The organism is Vibrio sp. 10N.247.310.17 (assembly GCF_041466605.1).
GTDB classification, from domain to species: Bacteria; Pseudomonadota; Gammaproteobacteria; order Enterobacterales; family Vibrionaceae; genus Vibrio; species Vibrio tasmaniensis_A.
In genome coordinates, this window is sequence record NZ_JBFSTC010000003.1 from 30,680 (window position 1) to 48,562 (window position 17,883).

Genomic DNA, 17,883 nt, shown 5'->3' on the forward strand with positions numbered 1-17,883 from the left:
GTCTTATTAGTGATGGCCTTCAGAAAAATCTGATGAGTGCTTCTGTAGATACTTAAGAACAAGTGCTTCTGTATCTGTATCGAAGTTAACGAATGCAATCATACCATCTAACATGCCTACCCAACCGTTAGCGCTGAAGTGAGCTTCATCTGGCTGTGAGTGACACGTTGAACAGTTAGATTGGTACGCTTGACCCGCTGCGTTCCAGATAGGATCGAAGTTATCAACCATAGACTCTTTCTTCATCCAAAGTGCTAGGTTAACTTCTTCCCATGGAAGGCCAGTAAGCTCATCTTCTTTCTTCTCACCAACAGTGATAACGTCACTTTGAGATACTTCTTTGGTCAAGATTGCAGTTGAGATGTTCATACCGAAGTCTTCTTGGATTACACGTCCGAAGCCTTTCGCTTTACGCCAACCATCGATTTGAATCTTGATCATGTCGCCTTTTTCGTCGATAACCGCAACTTTACTTGCAGGACTTAGTAGACCCGCTTCAACCGTTGCTGTTTCATCTGTGTACATTGGTAGGTGACGAATAGAGATCACGTCAGAACCATTTGCGTAAGATGTGCTGCTTGCTACATTTTCTAGCTCGCCAACAATACCGCTTGCTGATGCCATATCCATTGGAAGGTTGTGAGCAATACCTTTATGACAGTCAACACAGCTTTGATCACGTTCTGCTGCATTCTTCATCTGGATACGCGCTGTTGGGCGCATGTTCTCGAAGTCCATTGAATCGTAGTTGTGACAGTTTTTACACTCTAGAGATTTGTTCGAAGAGAAACGATCCCATTCGTGTTTAGCCAGTTCGATACGACGAGCTTCGAATTTCTCAGATGTATCTAAGTCACCAAATACTTGAGCGAATACTTCTTTAGATGCTTGCATCTTACGAGCGATTTTTGCTGTCCATTCATGTGGAACGTGACAGTCAGGACAAGTAGCACGTACACCAGAAGTGTTTTTCCAGTGAACCGTTTCTTGTAGTTCTACGTACACGTTGTCACGCATGGTGTGACAACTTACACAGAACTCTTCTGTATTTGTGTGCTCTAGAGCTGTGTTAAAACCGCCCCAGAAAATAACACCGGCGATAAAGCCACCCATAGTTAGTACACCAAGACTGATGTGTACTGCAGGGCGAGTCATTGTGCGCCATAATTTAACTAAAAATGATTTCATGTTTAGCTCTCTTAAATATTGATTTTAAAAAATGTTGTTACTAGAGGGCATTACATGCCGCCGTGAGCACCAGGAGGTCCGAATACAAACACTTGCAGTGCCCAAACTAGGAAGCCGTAACCGCCTACAAAAGCCACACTTAATATTGGAAAGAGAACCACCGCGATGAAGAGGAAAGACTTCCACTCCAACGAGCGTTTTTCGCCAGTTTCAATTTTATTAACATCACTCATACATTTTGCCTATTTTGTATTTAGTAATTTCGAGTAACCCATTCTATGGGGCTAAAGTTCTTGAGTATCTAACAACAAATTTTAGACCATACACAAAGTAGGGTTCAATCAAATCCCCCGTTATAACCCTTGCTAATCAATACTTTTTTGAGGTCATCCAAACTTGTTTTCAGTTAAACAAAGTTATTAAAAAGTATTAACAAATGTGAAGAATTAAGCATATTTCACAAATGTTAAAAACCAACATATACGCAACCATATGACAACCAATTTTAACTTTTTACCTACTAAGTAGTAGCTAAAAAAGCCTCAAACAACCACTATTTTGTGTTTTGTTTGTTAAATGATTGATCATTTTTAGAATTGGTGACTTTACAGTTGAAATGCATCATTTGGCACTTTCAGATATGATGGAGACCACTTAAAAGGAATCATTATGCAAGACGTTATTGATATATCTTGGTGGCAGTTATTGTTCTTCAGCTCACTTCTCTTGCTACCTATTACCATCAACCACAAGTTAAAACTCGGCCTTGGAAAAGAGGCTTCTGTCAGCATCATTCGTATGGTTATTCAGCTATTTCTAGTGGGACTTTACCTAGAATACTTGTTCACCTTGAATAGCTTATGGGTCAATTTGCTGTGGCTATTTGCAATGATCATCGTTGGGGCAAGCTCAATTGTTGAAAAATCTAGGCTCCCAAAAAATCTACTTTTAGTTCCTATAGCCGTTAGCCTTGCTGTAACTTGTGTACCTATTGTCTTGTTTATCTGCTTTTTCATCATTAAACCGACACCGGTTTTTAACGCACAGTACCTTATCCCTATTGCAGGGATGCTGTTAGGTAATAGCTTAAGCAGTAATATCGTGGCATTGCAGAATTTGTTTGGGGCTTTTGAAACGCAGAAATCAGAGTACGAAGCGGCTATCGCTTTGGGCGCGTCTCCTTCCTATGCAGCCGCGCCTTTTGTTCGTAATGCGATACAGAAAGCGATGTCACCAATTATGGCCTCTATGGCAACTACAGGCTTAGTCACGCTACCGGGAATGATGACAGGACAGATCTTAGGTGGTGCATCACCAATGATCGCGATTAAGTATCAGTTGATGATCATGTTAGCTATCTTCGTGATGATGAGCTGCTCTTTAGCACTTGCACTTCAGCTCTCATTGAAGACATCTCTTACTAAAGAAGGCCGAGTTCTCGCGCAAATACAGCCTTCGAAATAGCCTCCCTACTCCACTTAGATCTGGTTACTCACTGAATTTGAGACAGGTTATCCACAGAAATTGTGGATAACCAAATCAATATAGATCCTTTTTTGTCCATTCCCACCTAGGGAAAGATCATTACCTTTGATCTTTGGGTGTTTTCAAAGACATATACACACATGGTGATCATCGCTATTGAGCGTTCACATGATAATTTAAGAAATGAATAAGTAGGTTTTCCACAAATAAAAACGGCCTGCAATGCAGGCCGTCTTGTAAATGTCATAAGTCAGTTCAGTGTTTTCACTGAGTCCAAGTTACCCAGTTAACTCGTAAACTGGATTAACCGCGTAATCGGAATTAATCACGAAACCTTTGCTTGGTGGATCACGCCACCCTTATTAGTCACGTAGGTAGATCAACCAGTACCACATACCAACAAAGATACCACCGCCAATGATGTTACCAATGGTAACGGGCAGCAAGTTGTTCATCAAAAAGTCCATCATGTTCAGATCAACATAGTCCGCAGGGTTAGCGCCTGTCATTGTCCAAAATTCTGCGGGAGCAAATGTTTTGATACCGATAGCTAAAGGGACTTGGAACATGTTGGCAATACAGTGCTCAAAACCGGCTGATACGAACATCGCAACAGGTAAAATCATAACTGCGATTTTGTCAGTCAGTGTACGTCCACTAAACGTCATCCATACCGCGATACAAACCAACACATTACACATGATGCCAAGCGCGATAGCTTGGATAAAATCATGGTGCATTTTGTGTTGGGAAATCGCCATGGCATTCAAACCCACTTGTCCATGATCGAACATGTACTGTTTAGTCAGAAGCATACAGGCCACCAGCAGCAATGCACCAATTAAGTTACCGACATAAACCGTGGTCCAGTTCTTAACTAATGTACGCCAGGTAATCTTGCCACTTGCGCGAGCAACAAGCGTCAACACCGAGCTGGTAAACAGTTCACCACCAGTAACAACAACAAGGATTAATCCTAAGCTAAAAGCTAGACCACCCAATAAGCGAGTAATACCCCACGGTAAATCACCAGCACCGGTAGTCACGATTGTGTAGAACACAAACGCGATACCAATATGTATGCCAGCAGAAATCGCTAGGAGAAAAGATTTGATTGGATCTTTGGTTGCTTTACCTACGCCAATATCTGCAGCGCGCTCAGCCATTTGTGGCGGTAATAATGAGTCGAATTGGTTTAGATTCATGATGATTTACATTTTGAAACATGTCGTCGGGAGCGCGATAATCCTCTCTTTCATTTCTGAATTCAAGAGCTATTTTAAGCTCGAAATGCCTCTCACAATCCTGTTGAAAGAAATTAGTCCAAGTTATTCCAAATTCATACGACTTTAGTAGTAAAAATAAAACTCTGCTGAATGATTAGTTATCAGCATAGAAAACAACACATCTATAAATATCAACAAGTTACGTTAAAGTTCAAAGAATAGCGTACACTATAATGACTCAATGGACACTTTTGTTTTCAGATTTTGACATAGATCAACAGAACGTAAAAAAGCGCCCTTAGGCGCTTTTAACTCAATCACAAATAAAGAAATTAGTGATGCTAAACCGAAGGTTCAATCACTTCTTCTAATGATTGTTCGAGAGATGCATCCTCTAGGCTAGATTCAATACTAGGAAGAATCACATCAGAGTCACTTTCGGTGGCAACTTTACCACCTAAACTTTTCAAACTATCCACTAACTCTTCTAGGCTCTTTATGTGAGCATCACTCTTGGTAATCTGCTCACCGAGCAACTCACTGTGCTTGGTTGCTTCAGACAATTGCTGCGCTTGCTTCTGGTTTTCAGACTCCAGCTTAGCCAATTGCTCAGTCAAAATTTCAATCTCTGACTTTAAAAGCCCTGTCATATCAGAGCTTTTTAACGCTTTAACACTCGCTACAATTTTTTGAGACTGAAGACGCAATACAACATCACGGTGATCTTCATCATTAACCACTCGTGAAATGCTCAATAACTGGTTCTCTGCATTCAAAACCGACTGTTCGAACTGGTCACCTTTTACGCTCGCCAGCACTTTGACTTCATGAGCAACACTGCGTACGTGGTTTAATTCGAACTCCGCAGCGTGAACTGCGTCTTCAATGATCGACTTTTCACGGGGACTGGCTTTCACTTGGCTTTCTGCCAAAGCAATTTGAGATGCCGCTTTAGCAAACGTCAGTGGAACAACGTCATCGAAATCTTCATCTTCCAAGAACTCCAACTCATCCTTCAAAGGTTCGATGTACTTCTTGTGGGCCACTTTAACTTCTAACAAACTCGCGTTATTAAGAAACTCTACCTGTGCTTCCTGAGCATCTTCAAGTTCGTCGACCAGCACATACTCAAACAGTTCGCTGTATTCTGAATACAAGCGCTTGTAGCTCGATGCAAACATAGTGTCGGCACCAAGAAACTTTAAGTAATCCATTTGCACTATCGAGTCGGCTAATACTCTGTCAGCCTTTTCCTTTAGCACTAAGATCGAGTCATAATTTGATCGAATCAACGCAATTTTTTCATCAAAGGCTTCGGCGTAAGTTAATGTCGAAAAAATCGAGTAACTCTTGGTTAACCGTGTTTGATCTTTCAGTAAGTCCGCATAAATGCTTTCAGCATCATTCCAAGCGTCTAATAGTTCATTGTAATTCTCTGGAGCATAGAGAGACAATTGAGCGTGTTCTTCAAGCTTAGTCTCCCACTCGGAGTAAACACTTTGGACAGACTGAAATGAACGGACCTCTACTGTTGATTCATTGTCATTTGTGGTTTGGTTCGCGCCTGTCTGCTCTGAGGGTGTACTTTGACAACCTGAGATAGCAAATAGCATACTGATCGTTAATGCTACTTTGTTCACTCTCACTGATGCGTTTCCTTTTTATACAATATTAGCTGGATGCAATATATTTCTAGTAACACAATATATTACAACCACTTCCCAATAAACATCGTTCAGAATTTAAGTGGCTGCAAATCACGCAATCTAACTAAAATAAACCCACCATACGACGATTAATCATTCAATTTGGTATCACTTATCAATTCTATTTATTTGCTATTGCTTGAGCCGTGAATGCGCACTAAGGTGAAGGTAGAGAACGTTATGAATATATAGGTTAATTATGAAGTACAACGCTGAACATATTGCTGATTTAAACCTCCTTCTTCAATTTGATGTAAGTAGCGCCGCTACTGGAATTAAAGTTCATCAAGAGGCTGCTCAAGAAACTCAAGACGCTGTTAAGCGCCTATTCGAAAAGAATCTTTGCACTCAGCCAGACGGTGGTTACCTAACAGACGAAGGTATCCAGATGGCAGAGCGCGCAGACAAGTTACTTCGCGTACTGAACTAAAACTCCACGGTTCTAGTAAAAACTCCACTCGCTTCGGCCGTGGAGTTTTTTCATTTTTGGGCAAAGGTTTGTTAGGCTTACTATAAATCCATAGCTTTCAGTTGTGAGGAACACATGGCTTCTATATTTATTGTTGGTGCAGGATGGGTCGGTGCACCTTTATCTGAACATTTAGAAAAACATGGTAACCAAGTTGTGGTCACGAAAACGACCCAAGCAGGTGCAGACGCTGTTGGGAACAAACGAGTTCCATGTGAAGTGTTTAGTTTTGACTCATCAAAGTCAGATGAGACTATCGGTGAACTCTATTCGTTGTTACTCGAAAACAACACTGAGATAGTGATTGGTAGCTTCCCTCCAGGCTTTAGAAAGGGAGCAGGACAAGAGTACGCCAACCACTGGCAGCAACTCACCAATGCATGTCAAAAGGCCAACGTTAAGAAGCTTATCATGGTCAGTTCAACAACCGTATACCCAAATAAACCTGGCGTTTTGAACGAACTGGATGCTTCACTCCCCCTTTCAACCTCAGGCAACGAGCTCGCGTCTTCATTTTCCGATAACGCGCGTGTCATGCTGCAAGCGGAACAGTCAGTGATTGATTCTGGCATCGACTACACCATTCTTCGCTTTAGTGGATTGATTGGTCCGAACCGTCACCCATCGAGGTTTGCAAGTAAATTGAAGCAAGTGAGCACTCAAGCTCCTGCCAACATGCTTCACCTTAACGACGCGATTGGCGCAGTCGATTTCGCTATCAGTCAACTGCACAACGAAGTGGTCAACGTCACCACTCCGAATACTGTGAGCAAAGCAGAGTTCTATGCCGCAGCACTAAAAAGTGCCAATAGCAGCGAGCCACTCCCTCCTATTGTCGATACCCCAGACAAGCTGATCTCTTCTAAAAAGATCCTCGGTTTAGGTTACTCGTTTAAATTCGATTCCACATTGGACGCTCTTTATGACTAAGCAATCCATAGCTAAGCAACCTGTAACAAAGAACTCAAAGGGTAAGCTATATCACTCGATCGACACCCTTTGGAACTTTATGTCTATGGGTCACAAGGTTACGCCTTCAGACTGTATTTTTGTATTGTGTAGCAACGATACTCGCGTCGCTGAATATGCAGCCGAGCTTTATCACCAAAAGATAGCGCCTTACATCGTTTTTTCTGGTGGTGTGGGACGTTTTACAGAAGGAAGCTTTGAGCGTTCAGAGGCTGAAACATTCGCGGCTATCGCACGAGACGCTGGCGTGCCTGACTCTGACATTATCATTGAGAAGCACGCAACTAATACTGGGGAGAACGTACGATTCACCCACAAATTGTTGACTGAGCGTGGACTATCCCCGAAACGCCTGACCTTAGTACAGAAACCCTTTATGGAGAAACGCACTTACGCCACGTTTGCTAAACAGTGGCCTGACGAAGTTACCGAGATTCAAGTCACTTCACAATGGCAAGACTGGATTGATTACTTTAACGAAGAGTTACCATTAGACATGGTGTTAGGTGCATTGATTGCTGATTATGAGCGAATCAAATCCTACCCCGCTCAGGGCTTTCAAATAGAGATGCCCATCCCTGACGACGTTGACCATGCCTATCAAGCATTAAAGAGGCTCGGTTTCGAATAAAGCAAAAGATCGACTAAGAATAAAATAGAAGCTCGGCTTGGAATAAAACAAAAGCTCGGCTCAATAAACAAAAACGGTGACACTAGGTCACCGTTTTCTAATTTGAACGCTATTGGTTTTAGCAATGCCGACTTGTAGGCTGCTTATTTACCTAACGCTTCTTTATAATGTAAACGGCAAGCCGAAACATATTGGTCATTGCCACCAATAGCGACTTGGTCACCTTCAGCAATTGCCACACCGTGCTCATCTGTACGAATTACCATATTGGCCTTACGGCCACAGTGGCAAATTGTTTTAAGTTCTACTAATTTGTCAGCCCAAGACAACAAGTAGCGGCTACCTTCAAACAGTTCACCCAAGAAGTCAGTGCGCAAACCGTAACAAAGTACAGGGATGTGCAGCTTATCAACCACTTCTGTTAGTTGGTAAACCTGCTCTTTCGATAAGAACTGACACTCATCGATCAATACACAATGACGCTTTTCTTCTTCGTTGAGTTTTTGAATTGCCTCAAACATATTGGTGTCGTTTTTAAACAATTGAGCTTCAGATTGAAGACCAATTCGTGAACTCACTTTACCGATACCATAGCGATCATCTAATGCAGCCGTAAAGATCACTGGTGTCATACCACGTTCTTGGTAGTTGAATGAAGATTGAAGAAGCGTTGTTGATTTACCCGCGTTCATTGCCGAGTAATAAAAATACATCTGAGCCACAGAAATATTCCTGTTAATTAAAAGGTGAAGATAAAAAGGTGAAATTAGAGAATTTTTGCTAGAAAAAAGGGCTGAAAATCAGCCCTTTTTATAAGATTTACTTACGACGCCAAGTCGTACCTTCTGGACCATCTTCCAGAACAATACCTAGCTCGTTCAGCTTATCACGTGCAAGATCGGCATTTGCCCAATCCTTCGAAGCGCGAGAGTCATTACGTAGCTTAATTAGGCCTTCGATTTCAGCGACTTCGTCATCGTTACCGGCTGCATCGCCTTGCAAGAAAGCTTCTGGATCTTGGTGAAGAATACCGATGATGTCTGCCAGTTCACGCATCAACGCACCTAGTGCACTTGCTTTTTCTATGCTTTCAGTCTTGATACGGTTGATTTCACGAGCCATTTCAAACAGCACTGAATAAGCTTCAGGTGTGTTGAAATCATCGTTCATCGCTGTAGAGAAACGAGTCACATACTCTTCACCACCAGCAGGGGCTGCGGTAACGTCTAGACCACGAAGTGATGTATAGAGACGTTCAAGTGATGCACGAGCCTGATTTAGGTTATCTTCGCTGTAGTTTAGTTGGCTACGGTAGTGACCAGACATTAGGAAGTAACGAACTGTCTCTGCATCGTAATGCTGAAGTACGTCACGGATAGTGAAAAAGTTACCCAGTGACTTAGACATTTTTTCTCTGTCTACCATCACCATGCCACTGTGCATCCAAGTATTCACATACTGGGTGCCATGTGCGCAGCAAGATTGTGCGATTTCGTTCTCGTGGTGCGGGAACTGTAGATCCGAACCACCACCATGAATATCGAAGTGATTGCCAAGAATAGACGAGTTCATTGCTGAACATTCGATGTGCCAACCTGGACGACCTGGCCCCCATGGCGATTCCCACGTCGGCTCACCAGGCTTAGACATCTTCCAAAGAACAAAGTCTAACGGGCTACGTTTTGCAGAATCGATGTCAACACGGGCGCCAGCTTGAAGCTGCTCAAGATCTTGCTTAGAAAGCTTACCGTATTCGTCAAACTTCTTAACTTCGAACATCACGTCACCGTTGCTTGCAACGTAAGCAAAGCCACGTTGAATTAGCTTTTCTACTAACTCAATGATCTCTGTGATGAATTCAGTCGCACGAGGCTCGACATCTGGGCGTTTCATGTTCAATGTATCGAAGTCCGCGTGCATTTCACCGATCAGACGCTCAGTCAGAGAGTCACAAGACTCGCCGTTTTCATTAGCGCGCTTGATGATTTTGTCATCGATATCAGTGATATTACGAACGAAATTCAAATCGTAACCAAGGTAACGCAGGTAACGAGTTACCACGTCAAATGAAACGAACGTACGGCCATGACCAATATGACAGAGATCGTATATGGTTACCCCACAGACATACATACCGACTTTGCCAGCTGTAATTGGTTTGAATTCCTCTTTCTGTCTTGTGAGCGTGTTATATATCTTCAGCATGATCTCTATCTATTTTATGGATTAATCAAAAATAAGATCGCAGTATAACAAGTCATACCTTAATAGGTAATCCCCCAAAGCAGGAATTACCTCAAACATCCGAGTTAAGTTAATGATTTGGTGATTTGAAAGTCCGCCAACATGCGCTAGAATTCGAACTTCATATTAAAAAGACAGTAAGGTAACAATCATGATCATCCTTCACACAAATTTTGGTGACATCAAAGTCCAACTTAACGAAGAAAAAGCACCAGAAACAAGCGCAAACTTCCTACAGTATTGCCGTGACGGTTTTTACGACAACACGCTATTCCACCGTGTTATCGATGGTTTCATGGTTCAAGGCGGCGGCATGACTTCTGGCCTTAAAGAAAAAACAACTCGCGCGACTATCAAGAACGAAGCAAACAACGGCCTAGCGAACAAAGTGGGTACGCTAGCAATGGCTCGTACTATGGAACCGCATTCAGCGAGCTCTCAGTTCTTCATCAACGTTAACGACAACTCTTTCCTAAACTTCCGTAGCGAAAGCCTAGACGGTTGGGGCTACTGTGTATTCGCAGAAGTTGTTGAAGGCATGGACATCGTAAACAAGATCAAAGGTGTTAGCACTGGTTCTATGGGTATGCACCAAGACGTACCTCTAGAAGAAGTGATCATCACTGGTACTACAATCGAAGCTTAATCACTTGCTTTCGATTAGGGCGTATTGACCTTTTGAGCTGATTTTTGCAGCGAGTTGCTGGGGATTTATACAAGGCAGAGGCTTTGATGTGTAGCTAGCCTACATAAGAAGCCTATAACGCAGTAGAAATAACCAGCAAACGCTGCCCAAAGGGTTCGGCTAAAAGCGTTTTACTCTTTGTTGAGGGAAATTTGCTTAGAATGACTAGGCTTCCTATCCCTCGCCTCGATTAAAACGCTTTTATCTCGAACAAAATTTAACCGCCAAAGGTCAACACGCCCTAGTATTAATAATTGATGAGCCGATAAAATCAGGATATAGGGAGCGAATCGCTCCCTTTTTTTAGACCTATGAAAACATATTTTATATCAGATCTACACCTTGCTCCGTCGCGACAAGACATCACAGACTGCTTCTTAACCTTCATGAAGAACGAGGCCGTAGAAGCGGATGCACTCTACGTGTTGGGTGATCTTTTCGAATTCTGGATTGGTGACGACGATACAAGCGAGTTCGCGAATTCAATTCGCCAAACGTTTATAGACTTAGTTAACACTGGCGTACCTTGTTATTTCACACAAGGCAATCGGGACTTTTTAGTTGGCAAAAAATTTGCGAAACAAACAGGCGTACAGCTTCTAGATGAAGTTTCTACTATCGATATCTACGGACAAAAAGCAGTGGTATTGCATGGTGATACTCTGTGTACCGAAGATATAAAGTACCTCGCCTTTCGTGAAAAAGTTCATCAGCCCTGGTTACAATGGGTCTTTAATAGAATTCCATTTTTTATCAAAAAGAAAATTGTCTCCAAGGTTCAGTCTGATATCAAAGATGATAAGCAGACAAAGTCACTCGACATCATGGATGTAACACAGCAAGAAGTCGACAATGTGATGAAACAACACAACGTCGATTTGATGATCCACGGTCATACTCACCGTCCAGACATACACTCCTTCAGTGCTAACAATTGCACTAAAACCCGTATCGTACTGGGTGATTGGTATACCCAAGGATCAGTTCTGGTGTTCACTCCGCAAAGTTTTGAACTACAGAATCGCGAGTTTAGCAATCGCTTTTAGCATCACGCTTAAACTTTCACTTTTATTATTATCATCGGTCAGATTTTCTTCACTTGTATATGGTAATTTCTCCTGAATTAGCTATTATTTGTCTATCAAAAATAAACCGAACACAGTACCAAGTTGAAATATTCATACGTAGCGCGTCAACCAATACTCGATGCAGACAAGAAGACCATAGGTTACGAGTTGCTATTTAGGGATGGTCCTAAGAACACTTTCCCTGAAGTAGAGCCGGAGCTCGCTACTAGCCGTTTGCTTTCCGACCACTTCTTATCTACCCACTATAATACATTGGGCGATAAGCTTGGATTCGTTAATTTTCCATATGCAAGCTTGGTTAACCTAGTCCCGACTCTATTTCCGAAAGAGAGCTTAGTTGTCGAGGTACTGGAAGACTGTGAGCCAACAGACGAACTGCTAGAAGCCATCATCACAATTTATGATGCGGGTTACACGATCGCGTTAGATGACTTTGTGCCTAGCAAAGCATGGAAACGCTTCTTACCTTACGTATCAATTATCAAATTCGACATACGTTTGATCTCAATCGCTAAAGCTGCGATGTTCATGAACACTCTGAAAGACTTGAATATCGAGTTTCTAGCGGAGAAAGTAGAAACTCACGAAGAATACCAAGAAGCAATCCAAGCCGGGTTTAACTATTTTCAAGGCTACTTTTTCAGTAAGCCGGAGATGATCCAAACTCGCGCATTAAACCCTGCTTTTTTAACCATTGTTCAACTGTTGAAAGAGATTGCCAACGATCCTATCAACTTTGCCGAAGTAGAGCGTTTGATTACCCTTGATATGACTATGTCGTATAAGCTGCTCTCTTACGTAAACTCCGCTGGTGGCTCATCAACACCGATTCGTTCATTCCACCAAGCGCTTGTTTATCTTGGTGAACAAAAACTACGTAAGCTAGTGTCACTGGTTGCTATCGCATCCGCGAAAGAAGATAAACCAGACTCACTCTATGGTTTAGCCGTGATACGCGCGCGCCAATGTGAACTGTTGGTCGAGAAAATGAACGTTAAGGTTGAGCCCGGGCAAGCCTTTTTAACTGGCATGTTCTCGCTGCTCGACTCCCTATTCGATCTGCCGTTAGTAAAAGTACTGGACTCGGTGCCGATCGATGATGAGATTAAACAAGCCTTGATTCAACGTAAAGGCGTATTAGGTGCCATTTTGGCGATGGTCATAGCTTATGAACAAGCTCGCTGGGATGAAGCAACGCGCATTCGTAAACTGCTCAAACTCAACGAAGCAGAGCTAGGTCAAGCTTATGACGAAGCAACTTCTTGGGCCCAAGACCTGCTGTCTCCTACTTTGAAATAGTTCACGTCACACAGCAACTTCAATCGAAACTCAGCTTTGGTGAGCAGTCGTTTCTTGATAAACTCCAACACATTCATTTATGGCCTCTTACAGAGGCCATTTTTACAGGATTTGACCATGTCTTTATGCCCATGCGGTAGCAAAAATTCTTACCAACAGTGCTGTGAATCAGCGCACCTTCACCACAGTGCTGTTGAAACGCCTGAACAGTTGATGCGCTCTCGTTATTCAGCGCACGAGTTGGGTTTGGTTGACTATGTTGTTGCGACTTACCACCCTAGCTGCAACGCAGAAGCGCAAAGAGAAGGTATTGCCGAATCTATCAACAGTGATTGGGCAGGACTAGAAGTCATCGATACTACGGTAGGCTCGCACCAAGACGAAGGCTTTGTTGAGTTTAAAGCTTACTTCAATGAAGAAGGCGCACAATACTGCATGCAAGAACGCTCTCGCTTTATACGTGAAGACGGCCTTTGGTACTACATTGATGGTACCTTCCCAGAGCAGGAACAAACTACACAACTAGAAATTGACCCACGCTTAAATCAAACCGTTGAGAGCTTTAAAATCGGCCGTAATGATCCGTGTATTTGTGGCAGTGGTAAGAAATACAAGAAGTGCTGCGGGTAACTCGTTCGACTAAGAAGTCAGATTAAGAGAAGAGATTCCTGATGTCGCTTAGGCTCCTCGGAATGACGCAAAGTCAGAGGTTAGAAAAGTGACGTAGGGCTTAGAAATCTTGAAATCTTGAAATCTTGAAATCTTGAAATCTTGAAATCTTGAAAATTAAAAAACTAAAAAGCCCCGTAAACATGTTTGTTTGCGGGGCTTTTGCCTGTCTTTTACGCGGTTCTATTAATCTAAAGAGAGCTTACTTATGACGCTCTTTCAGCTTGTTTACCACATCATCCATCGATAAGCCTTGATCTTGAAGAAGAACCATTAGGTGGTAAATCAAATCTGCTGATTCACACACTAACTCCGCCTTATCGCCCGACGTCGCCGCAAGCGCGACTTCAACGCCTTCTTCGCCCACTTTTTGCGAAATACGCTTGGTGCCACGGGCATATAGACTGGCAGTATAAGAAGATTCAGGATCGGCGTCCTTGCGGGCAGCCAATAGCTGCTCAAGCTGATGAAGCCACACCATCTGAGACTCTTCTTGCTTGTCTCCATCCCAACACGTTGTTGTTCCTGTGTGGCACGTTGGGCCAATGGGATTAACCTTAACCAGCAAGGTGTCGTTGTCACAATCCAATGACATGTTTTGCAGTTGCAATACGTTACCCGACGTTTCACCTTTGGTCCAAAGGCGCTCTTTGGTGCGAGAGAAAAACGTCACTTGGCCAGTTTCACCTGTTTTCTCGAGCGCTGCTGGGTTCATGTATCCCATCATCAGCACTTGGCTCGATTGGTAATCTTGAACAATCGCTGGCACTAAGCCATCGACTTTTTCCCAATCAATACGCTCTGACAATGCGCCTACTTCTGTTTTTGATAAGCTTACGGGTTCAAAACTCATAGTCGCACCTCTACATCTTGTTGTTTCAAATACTGTTTAAGTTCACCAATATTGATGACTTGCTTGTGGAATACCGAAGCCGCAAGTGCTCCGTCCACGTTGGTTTTTTTATAGGCTTCAGCAAAGTGCTCCATCGCACCTGCGCCACCTGATGCAATCAGGGGTACATTACACACTGAACGTACCATATTTAACTGGTCGATATCATAGCCGTTGCGAACGCCATCTTGGTTCATCATGTTTAACACGATCTCACCGGCGCCACGCTTCTGTACTTCCTGCACCCAATCTTTGGTTTCCCACTTGGTTGCTTTGGTACGCGCTTCATCGCCTGTGAATTGGTAAACCTGATATTTACCGGTTTCTTTATCGAAGTATGAATCGATACCAACAACGATACACTGCACGCCGAACTTATCAGCAAGGTCAGTGATCAGTTGCGGATTAGCCAATGCCGGTGAGTTGATTGATACTTTATCCGCACCAAACTCAAGAATACGCGCTGCATCTTCCGCTGATTTAATACCACCAGCGACACAGAAAGGAATATCAATCACTTCTGCTACACGTTTCACCCAGCTCTTGTCGACTACACGCCCATCGCTTGATGCCGTGATATCGTAAAATACTAATTCATCAGCGCCCTCTTCCGCATAACGTTGCGCTAACGGAACGATGTCACCAATAATTTCGTGGTTACGGAACTGAACGCCCTTAACCACCTGTCCGTCACGGACATCCAAACAAGGGATTATTCGCTTTGCCAACATGCAAATGCCTCCTCTGCGGTAAACTTACCATCAAGTAGCGCACGACCCACAATCACACCAGCAACACCGCTGCCTTTAAGTGCTTCGATATCAGCTAGGCTACCAATGCCGCCCGATGATTGGAATTGCACTTGTGGGTACTGCTTACAAAGATCAACGTAGAGCTCTACGTTTGATCCTTCTAGCGTGCCATCACGTGAAATATCGGTACACAGAACGTGTTTAAGACCAACCGTGAGGTAGTCTTCAATCAGGGCTTCAATGGTCACGCCTGAATCTTCTTGCCAACCTGAAATCGCCACTTTACGTGTGCCGCTTTCGTCGATGTTAATATCCAGAGCCAGCACTATTTTTTCAGCGCCGTACTTCTCCATCCAACCTTTCACCAACTCAGGTTGCTTAACTGCTGTAGAACCAACTACAACGCGCTGCGCGCCAGCTTCTAGTAGATCAACAACATCTTGCTCGTTACGCACGCCACCACCAATCTGGATGTTCGCAGGCGTGCTAGCAAGGAGCTTAGCAATCAAGTCTAACTGACGAGCCGTTGTGTCTTTTGCGCCCGTTAAGTCAACAAGGTGCAGCCAGCCAGCGCCAGCTTGGTGATACAGATTAAACTGCTCTGCTGGGTCTACTTTGTATTCTGTTACTTGCCCGTAGTCCCCTTGGAATAAGCGAACTACTTGGCCTTCAATTAAATCTAACGCGGGAATAATCATTTACATTCCTTATAGGGCAACGTTAGCCGCTGCCAAATCCTTATTACAATTCCAAGAAGTTCTGAATCAGCTTAGAGCCAGCTTTTGACGAACGTTCTGGGTGGAACTGAACACCATAATAGTTGCCACTTTGCACTGCGGCAGTAAACGGATTGCCGTAATCACATTGTGCGATTGTGTAGTCACCCACTGGCATTGCGAAGCTGTGTACAAAGTAGAAGTACTCGCCCTCTTCAATGTCTTTGAATAGAGGGTGGTTAGGTGTCGCGGTTACTGTGTTCCAACCCATGTGTGGTAATGGCAAATCACCCGTTTCAAGTAAACGAACTTCGCCATCACACAATCCTAGGCATTCAACTAACTCGTCAGCTTTTTGGCCTTTCTCTTGAGACAATTTGCCTAACAACTGCATACCTAAACAAATACCTAGCAGAGGCTTCTCTACTTGCTTCACAAGAGAAACAAGGTCGCGCTCTTGCAAGTTCTTCATTGCCTCACTTGCTGTGCCTACACCGGGTAGGAATAGCTTATCGGCAGCAAGAACAACTTCTGGTTCTTTTGAAATTTCAACTGCGTAGCCTAGACGTTCAATCGCAAACTTCACCGAGGAAACATTGGCACAACCAGTATCAATAATAACGACTTTTTGATCTTTCATTGTTTTTCCTTGCTAACGTTAGCCTTACAGAACGCCTTTGCTGCTTGGTAACTCGTTACCTTCAACTTTGATTGCTTGGCGAAGAGTACGGCCAAACGCTTTGAATAGGCTCTCAATGATGTGGTGATCATTATTACCGTCAGAAGAAAGGTGTAGCGTACAAGCCAATGTATCGGTTAGAGAACGGAAGAAGTGAACCACCATCTCTGTTGAAAGGTCACCCACTTGCTCGCGGCTGAATTTAGCATCGAACTTCAAGTATGGACGGCCAGAAAGGTCTAGCGCACACTGAGCCAAACACTCATCCATTGGTAGGCTGAAACCAAAGCGGCCAATACCACGTTTGTCGCCTAATGCATCTTTCAATGCTTGGCCTAAAGCAAGTGCGGTATCTTCTACTGTGTGGTGATCATCAATGTGTAGATCGCCTTTCACAGTCAGGTTCATTTGGAAACCGCCGTGTGTCGCGATTTGATCAAGCATGTGATCGAAGAAACCCATGCCAGTATCGATCTTGTTGCCACCGGTTTCATCAAGGTTTACGGCCACCTTGATGTCCGTTTCTTTAGTGGTACGAACCACTTCAGCAACACGAGCATTAACCGTCAGATCTTTAACGATCTGTGGCCAGTTAAGCGTGCCTTCAGTTTGCGCATCTGGTCCGTATTGGATACCACGAATTGCCATGTTCTCAGCAAGTTGAAGATCCGTCATTCGATCGCCAATCACGACTGACTTTTGGAAGTCAACTTTACCGCCCTGTAGGTATTCTTTAACCATACCCAGCTTAGGCTTGCGGCAAGAGCAATTGTCTTCATCAAAATGAGGGCAGATTAGAACATCATCAAACTTAACGCCCTGAGACTCAAAGAACTCCATCATCATATTGTGTGGAGCATCGAACTCTTCTTGCGGGTAGCTATCTGTACCTAGACCATCTTGGTTAGTCACCATCACTAAGCGATAACCCGCATCTTGCAGTGCAAGTAGGCTAGGAATCACTAACGGTTCGAATTTTAGTTTGTCTAAACGGTCTACTTGAAAGTCAACTGGCGGCTCAACAATTAAGGTGCCGTCACGGTCTATAAAAAGTATTTTCTGTTGTTTACTCACTTGAACTTCCTTTTAATTTTAAATCTGCTGGCCTAGCTAAAATCAACGCTAACCCAAAATATTGGTTTCACTTGCCAGCCTGCAATTAATCCACTCAAACTGGCAAATGTT

The 17,883-nt window shown here is 43.4% G+C and carries 19 protein-coding genes; 8 read left to right on the top strand and 11 right to left on the bottom strand.

What is annotated here, in order from left to right; all coding sequences use genetic code 11:
- Positions 1-6 precede the first annotated feature (6 nt).
- Positions 7-1,188 carry a pentaheme c-type cytochrome TorC gene (gene torC, locus AB6D80_RS01575; RefSeq protein ID WP_372187616.1) on the bottom strand — a complete coding sequence of 394 codons (1,182 nt, stop codon included), beginning with the start codon at positions 1,186-1,188 and terminating at the stop codon, positions 7-9.
- Between the two features lie 50 nt (positions 1,189-1,238).
- Positions 1,239-1,421: a trimethylamine N-oxide reductase system protein TorE gene (torE, locus tag AB6D80_RS01580; protein WP_008222628.1), complete on the bottom strand. Its 183-nt coding sequence runs from the start codon at positions 1,419-1,421 to the stop codon at positions 1,239-1,241.
- A gap of 436 nt (positions 1,422-1,857) precedes the next feature.
- Here torE and AB6D80_RS01585 point away from each other — a divergent pair, with 436 nt between their 5' ends.
- A complete protein-coding gene (locus AB6D80_RS01585; protein WP_371695053.1) occupies positions 1,858-2,652 on the top strand; it encodes an ABC transporter permease in 795 nt (264 codons plus the stop codon).
- A 383-nt stretch (positions 2,653-3,035) separates the two neighbouring features.
- Here the strand turns inward: AB6D80_RS01585 and focA are convergent, their stop codons facing one another.
- Complete coding sequence (gene focA, locus AB6D80_RS01590; protein WP_009848790.1) at positions 3,036-3,878, bottom strand: formate transporter FocA; 843 nt, start codon at positions 3,876-3,878, stop codon at positions 3,036-3,038.
- Positions 3,879-4,240: 362 nt separating this feature from the next.
- On the bottom strand, positions 4,241-5,545 hold the full coding sequence (locus AB6D80_RS01595) for an ATPase (protein ID WP_372187617.1): 1,305 nt from the start codon (positions 5,543-5,545) through the stop codon (positions 4,241-4,243).
- A gap of 259 nt (positions 5,546-5,804) precedes the next feature.
- Here AB6D80_RS01595 and AB6D80_RS01600 point away from each other — a divergent pair, with 259 nt between their 5' ends.
- From AB6D80_RS01600 to AB6D80_RS01610, 3 genes are all read left to right on the top strand, one after another.
- On the top strand, positions 5,805-6,035 hold the full coding sequence (locus tag AB6D80_RS01600; RefSeq protein ID WP_009848792.1) for a TIGR02647 family protein: 231 nt from the start codon (positions 5,805-5,807) through the stop codon (positions 6,033-6,035).
- 114 nt (positions 6,036-6,149) lie between these two features.
- Positions 6,150-7,004 (top strand): NAD(P)H-binding protein, encoded by an 855-nt coding sequence (locus AB6D80_RS01605; RefSeq protein WP_372187618.1) that lies wholly within the window; start codon positions 6,150-6,152, stop codon positions 7,002-7,004.
- Positions 6,997-7,674, top strand: a complete 678-nt coding sequence (locus AB6D80_RS01610) for a YdcF family protein (RefSeq protein WP_372091933.1) — start codon at positions 6,997-6,999, stop codon at positions 7,672-7,674. The genes AB6D80_RS01605 and AB6D80_RS01610 overlap by 8 nt, the downstream gene beginning before the upstream one ends.
- 143 nt (positions 7,675-7,817) lie before the next feature.
- Here the strand turns inward: AB6D80_RS01610 and AB6D80_RS01615 are convergent, their stop codons facing one another.
- Together AB6D80_RS01615 and cysS are read right to left on the bottom strand one after the other, a co-directional pair.
- Positions 7,818-8,396: a thymidine kinase gene (locus AB6D80_RS01615; protein WP_009848795.1), complete on the bottom strand. Its 579-nt coding sequence runs from the start codon at positions 8,394-8,396 to the stop codon at positions 7,818-7,820.
- Between the two features lie 97 nt (positions 8,397-8,493).
- On the bottom strand, positions 8,494-9,879 hold the full coding sequence (gene cysS / locus AB6D80_RS01620; RefSeq protein ID WP_372187620.1) for a cysteine--tRNA ligase: 1,386 nt from the start codon (positions 9,877-9,879) through the stop codon (positions 8,494-8,496).
- 190 nt (positions 9,880-10,069) lie between these two features.
- Between cysS and AB6D80_RS01625 the strand changes: the two genes are divergently transcribed.
- The 4 genes from AB6D80_RS01625 to AB6D80_RS01640 all read left to right on the top strand — a co-directional run bounded on the left by AB6D80_RS01625 (position 10,070) and on the right by AB6D80_RS01640 (position 13,620).
- Positions 10,070-10,564 carry a peptidylprolyl isomerase gene (locus AB6D80_RS01625; RefSeq protein WP_004734582.1) on the top strand — a complete coding sequence of 165 codons (495 nt, stop codon included), beginning with the start codon at positions 10,070-10,072 and terminating at the stop codon, positions 10,562-10,564.
- 350 nt (positions 10,565-10,914) lie between these two features.
- Entirely contained in the window at positions 10,915-11,649 is a 735-nt protein-coding gene (lpxH, locus tag AB6D80_RS01630) for a UDP-2,3-diacylglucosamine diphosphatase (RefSeq protein ID WP_017101636.1), read from the top strand.
- Positions 11,650-11,772: 123 nt separating this feature from the next.
- The gene (locus tag AB6D80_RS01635; RefSeq protein ID WP_017098162.1) at positions 11,773-12,990 is read left to right on the top strand and encodes an EAL and HDOD domain-containing protein; all 1,218 of its coding nucleotides are present in this window, start codon (positions 11,773-11,775) and stop codon (positions 12,988-12,990) included.
- 117 nt (positions 12,991-13,107) lie between these two features.
- Positions 13,108-13,620, top strand: coding sequence for a YchJ family protein (locus AB6D80_RS01640; protein ID WP_372187621.1), 513 nt, complete (start codon positions 13,108-13,110; stop codon positions 13,618-13,620).
- A gap of 241 nt (positions 13,621-13,861) precedes the next feature.
- Here AB6D80_RS01640 and hisIE read toward each other — a convergent pair whose 3' ends face one another.
- From hisIE to hisB, 5 genes are read right to left on the bottom strand one after another with little or no spacing between them, the layout of a single operon-like run.
- Positions 13,862-14,512, bottom strand: a complete 651-nt coding sequence (hisIE, locus tag AB6D80_RS01645; protein WP_017101633.1) for a bifunctional phosphoribosyl-AMP cyclohydrolase/phosphoribosyl-ATP diphosphatase HisIE — start codon at positions 14,510-14,512, stop codon at positions 13,862-13,864.
- The gene (gene hisF / locus AB6D80_RS01650; protein WP_004734577.1) at positions 14,509-15,282 is read right to left on the bottom strand and encodes an imidazole glycerol phosphate synthase subunit HisF; all 774 of its coding nucleotides are present in this window, start codon (positions 15,280-15,282) and stop codon (positions 14,509-14,511) included. The genes hisIE and hisF overlap by 4 nt, the downstream gene beginning before the upstream one ends.
- Positions 15,264-16,001, bottom strand: a complete 738-nt coding sequence (gene hisA, locus AB6D80_RS01655) for a 1-(5-phosphoribosyl)-5-[(5-phosphoribosylamino)methylideneamino]imidazole-4-carboxamide isomerase (RefSeq protein WP_012604374.1) — start codon at positions 15,999-16,001, stop codon at positions 15,264-15,266. The genes hisF and hisA overlap by 19 nt, the downstream gene beginning before the upstream one ends.
- A gap of 43 nt (positions 16,002-16,044) precedes the next feature.
- On the bottom strand, positions 16,045-16,659 hold the full coding sequence (hisH, locus tag AB6D80_RS01660; protein WP_008223538.1) for an imidazole glycerol phosphate synthase subunit HisH: 615 nt from the start codon (positions 16,657-16,659) through the stop codon (positions 16,045-16,047).
- A 24-nt stretch (positions 16,660-16,683) separates the two neighbouring features.
- A complete protein-coding gene (gene hisB, locus AB6D80_RS01665) occupies positions 16,684-17,772 on the bottom strand; it encodes a bifunctional histidinol-phosphatase/imidazoleglycerol-phosphate dehydratase HisB (RefSeq protein ID WP_372187623.1) in 1,089 nt (362 codons plus the stop codon).
- Positions 17,773-17,883: the final 111 nt, after the last annotated feature.

Excerpts from the sequence above, each read along its gene's own strand:
- torC (WP_372187616.1), bottom strand. The coding sequence starts at position 1,188 with ATGAAATCATTTTTAGTTAAATTATGGCGCACAATGACTCGCCCTGCA.
- torE (WP_008222628.1), bottom strand. The coding sequence starts at position 1,421 with ATGAGTGATGTTAATAAAATTGAAACTGGCGAAAAACGCTCGTTGGAG.
- AB6D80_RS01585 (WP_371695053.1), top strand. The coding sequence starts at position 1,858 with ATGCAAGACGTTATTGATATATCTTGGTGGCAGTTATTGTTCTTCAGC.
- focA (WP_009848790.1), bottom strand. The coding sequence starts at position 3,878 with ATGAATCTAAACCAATTCGACTCATTATTACCGCCACAAATGGCTGAG.
- AB6D80_RS01600 (WP_009848792.1), top strand. The coding sequence starts at position 5,805 with ATGAAGTACAACGCTGAACATATTGCTGATTTAAACCTCCTTCTTCAA.
- AB6D80_RS01605 (WP_372187618.1), top strand. The coding sequence starts at position 6,150 with ATGGCTTCTATATTTATTGTTGGTGCAGGATGGGTCGGTGCACCTTTA.
- AB6D80_RS01610 (WP_372091933.1), top strand. The coding sequence starts at position 6,997 with ATGACTAAGCAATCCATAGCTAAGCAACCTGTAACAAAGAACTCAAAG.
- cysS (WP_372187620.1), bottom strand. The coding sequence starts at position 9,879 with ATGCTGAAGATATATAACACGCTCACAAGACAGAAAGAGGAATTCAAA.
- AB6D80_RS01625 (WP_004734582.1), top strand. The coding sequence starts at position 10,070 with ATGATCATCCTTCACACAAATTTTGGTGACATCAAAGTCCAACTTAAC.
- lpxH (WP_017101636.1), top strand. The coding sequence starts at position 10,915 with ATGAAAACATATTTTATATCAGATCTACACCTTGCTCCGTCGCGACAA.
- AB6D80_RS01640 (WP_372187621.1), top strand. The coding sequence starts at position 13,108 with ATGTCTTTATGCCCATGCGGTAGCAAAAATTCTTACCAACAGTGCTGT.
- hisIE (WP_017101633.1), bottom strand. The coding sequence starts at position 14,512 with ATGAGTTTTGAACCCGTAAGCTTATCAAAAACAGAAGTAGGCGCATTG.
- hisF (WP_004734577.1), bottom strand. The coding sequence starts at position 15,282 with ATGTTGGCAAAGCGAATAATCCCTTGTTTGGATGTCCGTGACGGACAG.
- hisA (WP_012604374.1), bottom strand. The coding sequence starts at position 16,001 with ATGATTATTCCCGCGTTAGATTTAATTGAAGGCCAAGTAGTTCGCTTA.
- hisH (WP_008223538.1), bottom strand. The coding sequence starts at position 16,659 with ATGAAAGATCAAAAAGTCGTTATTATTGATACTGGTTGTGCCAATGTT.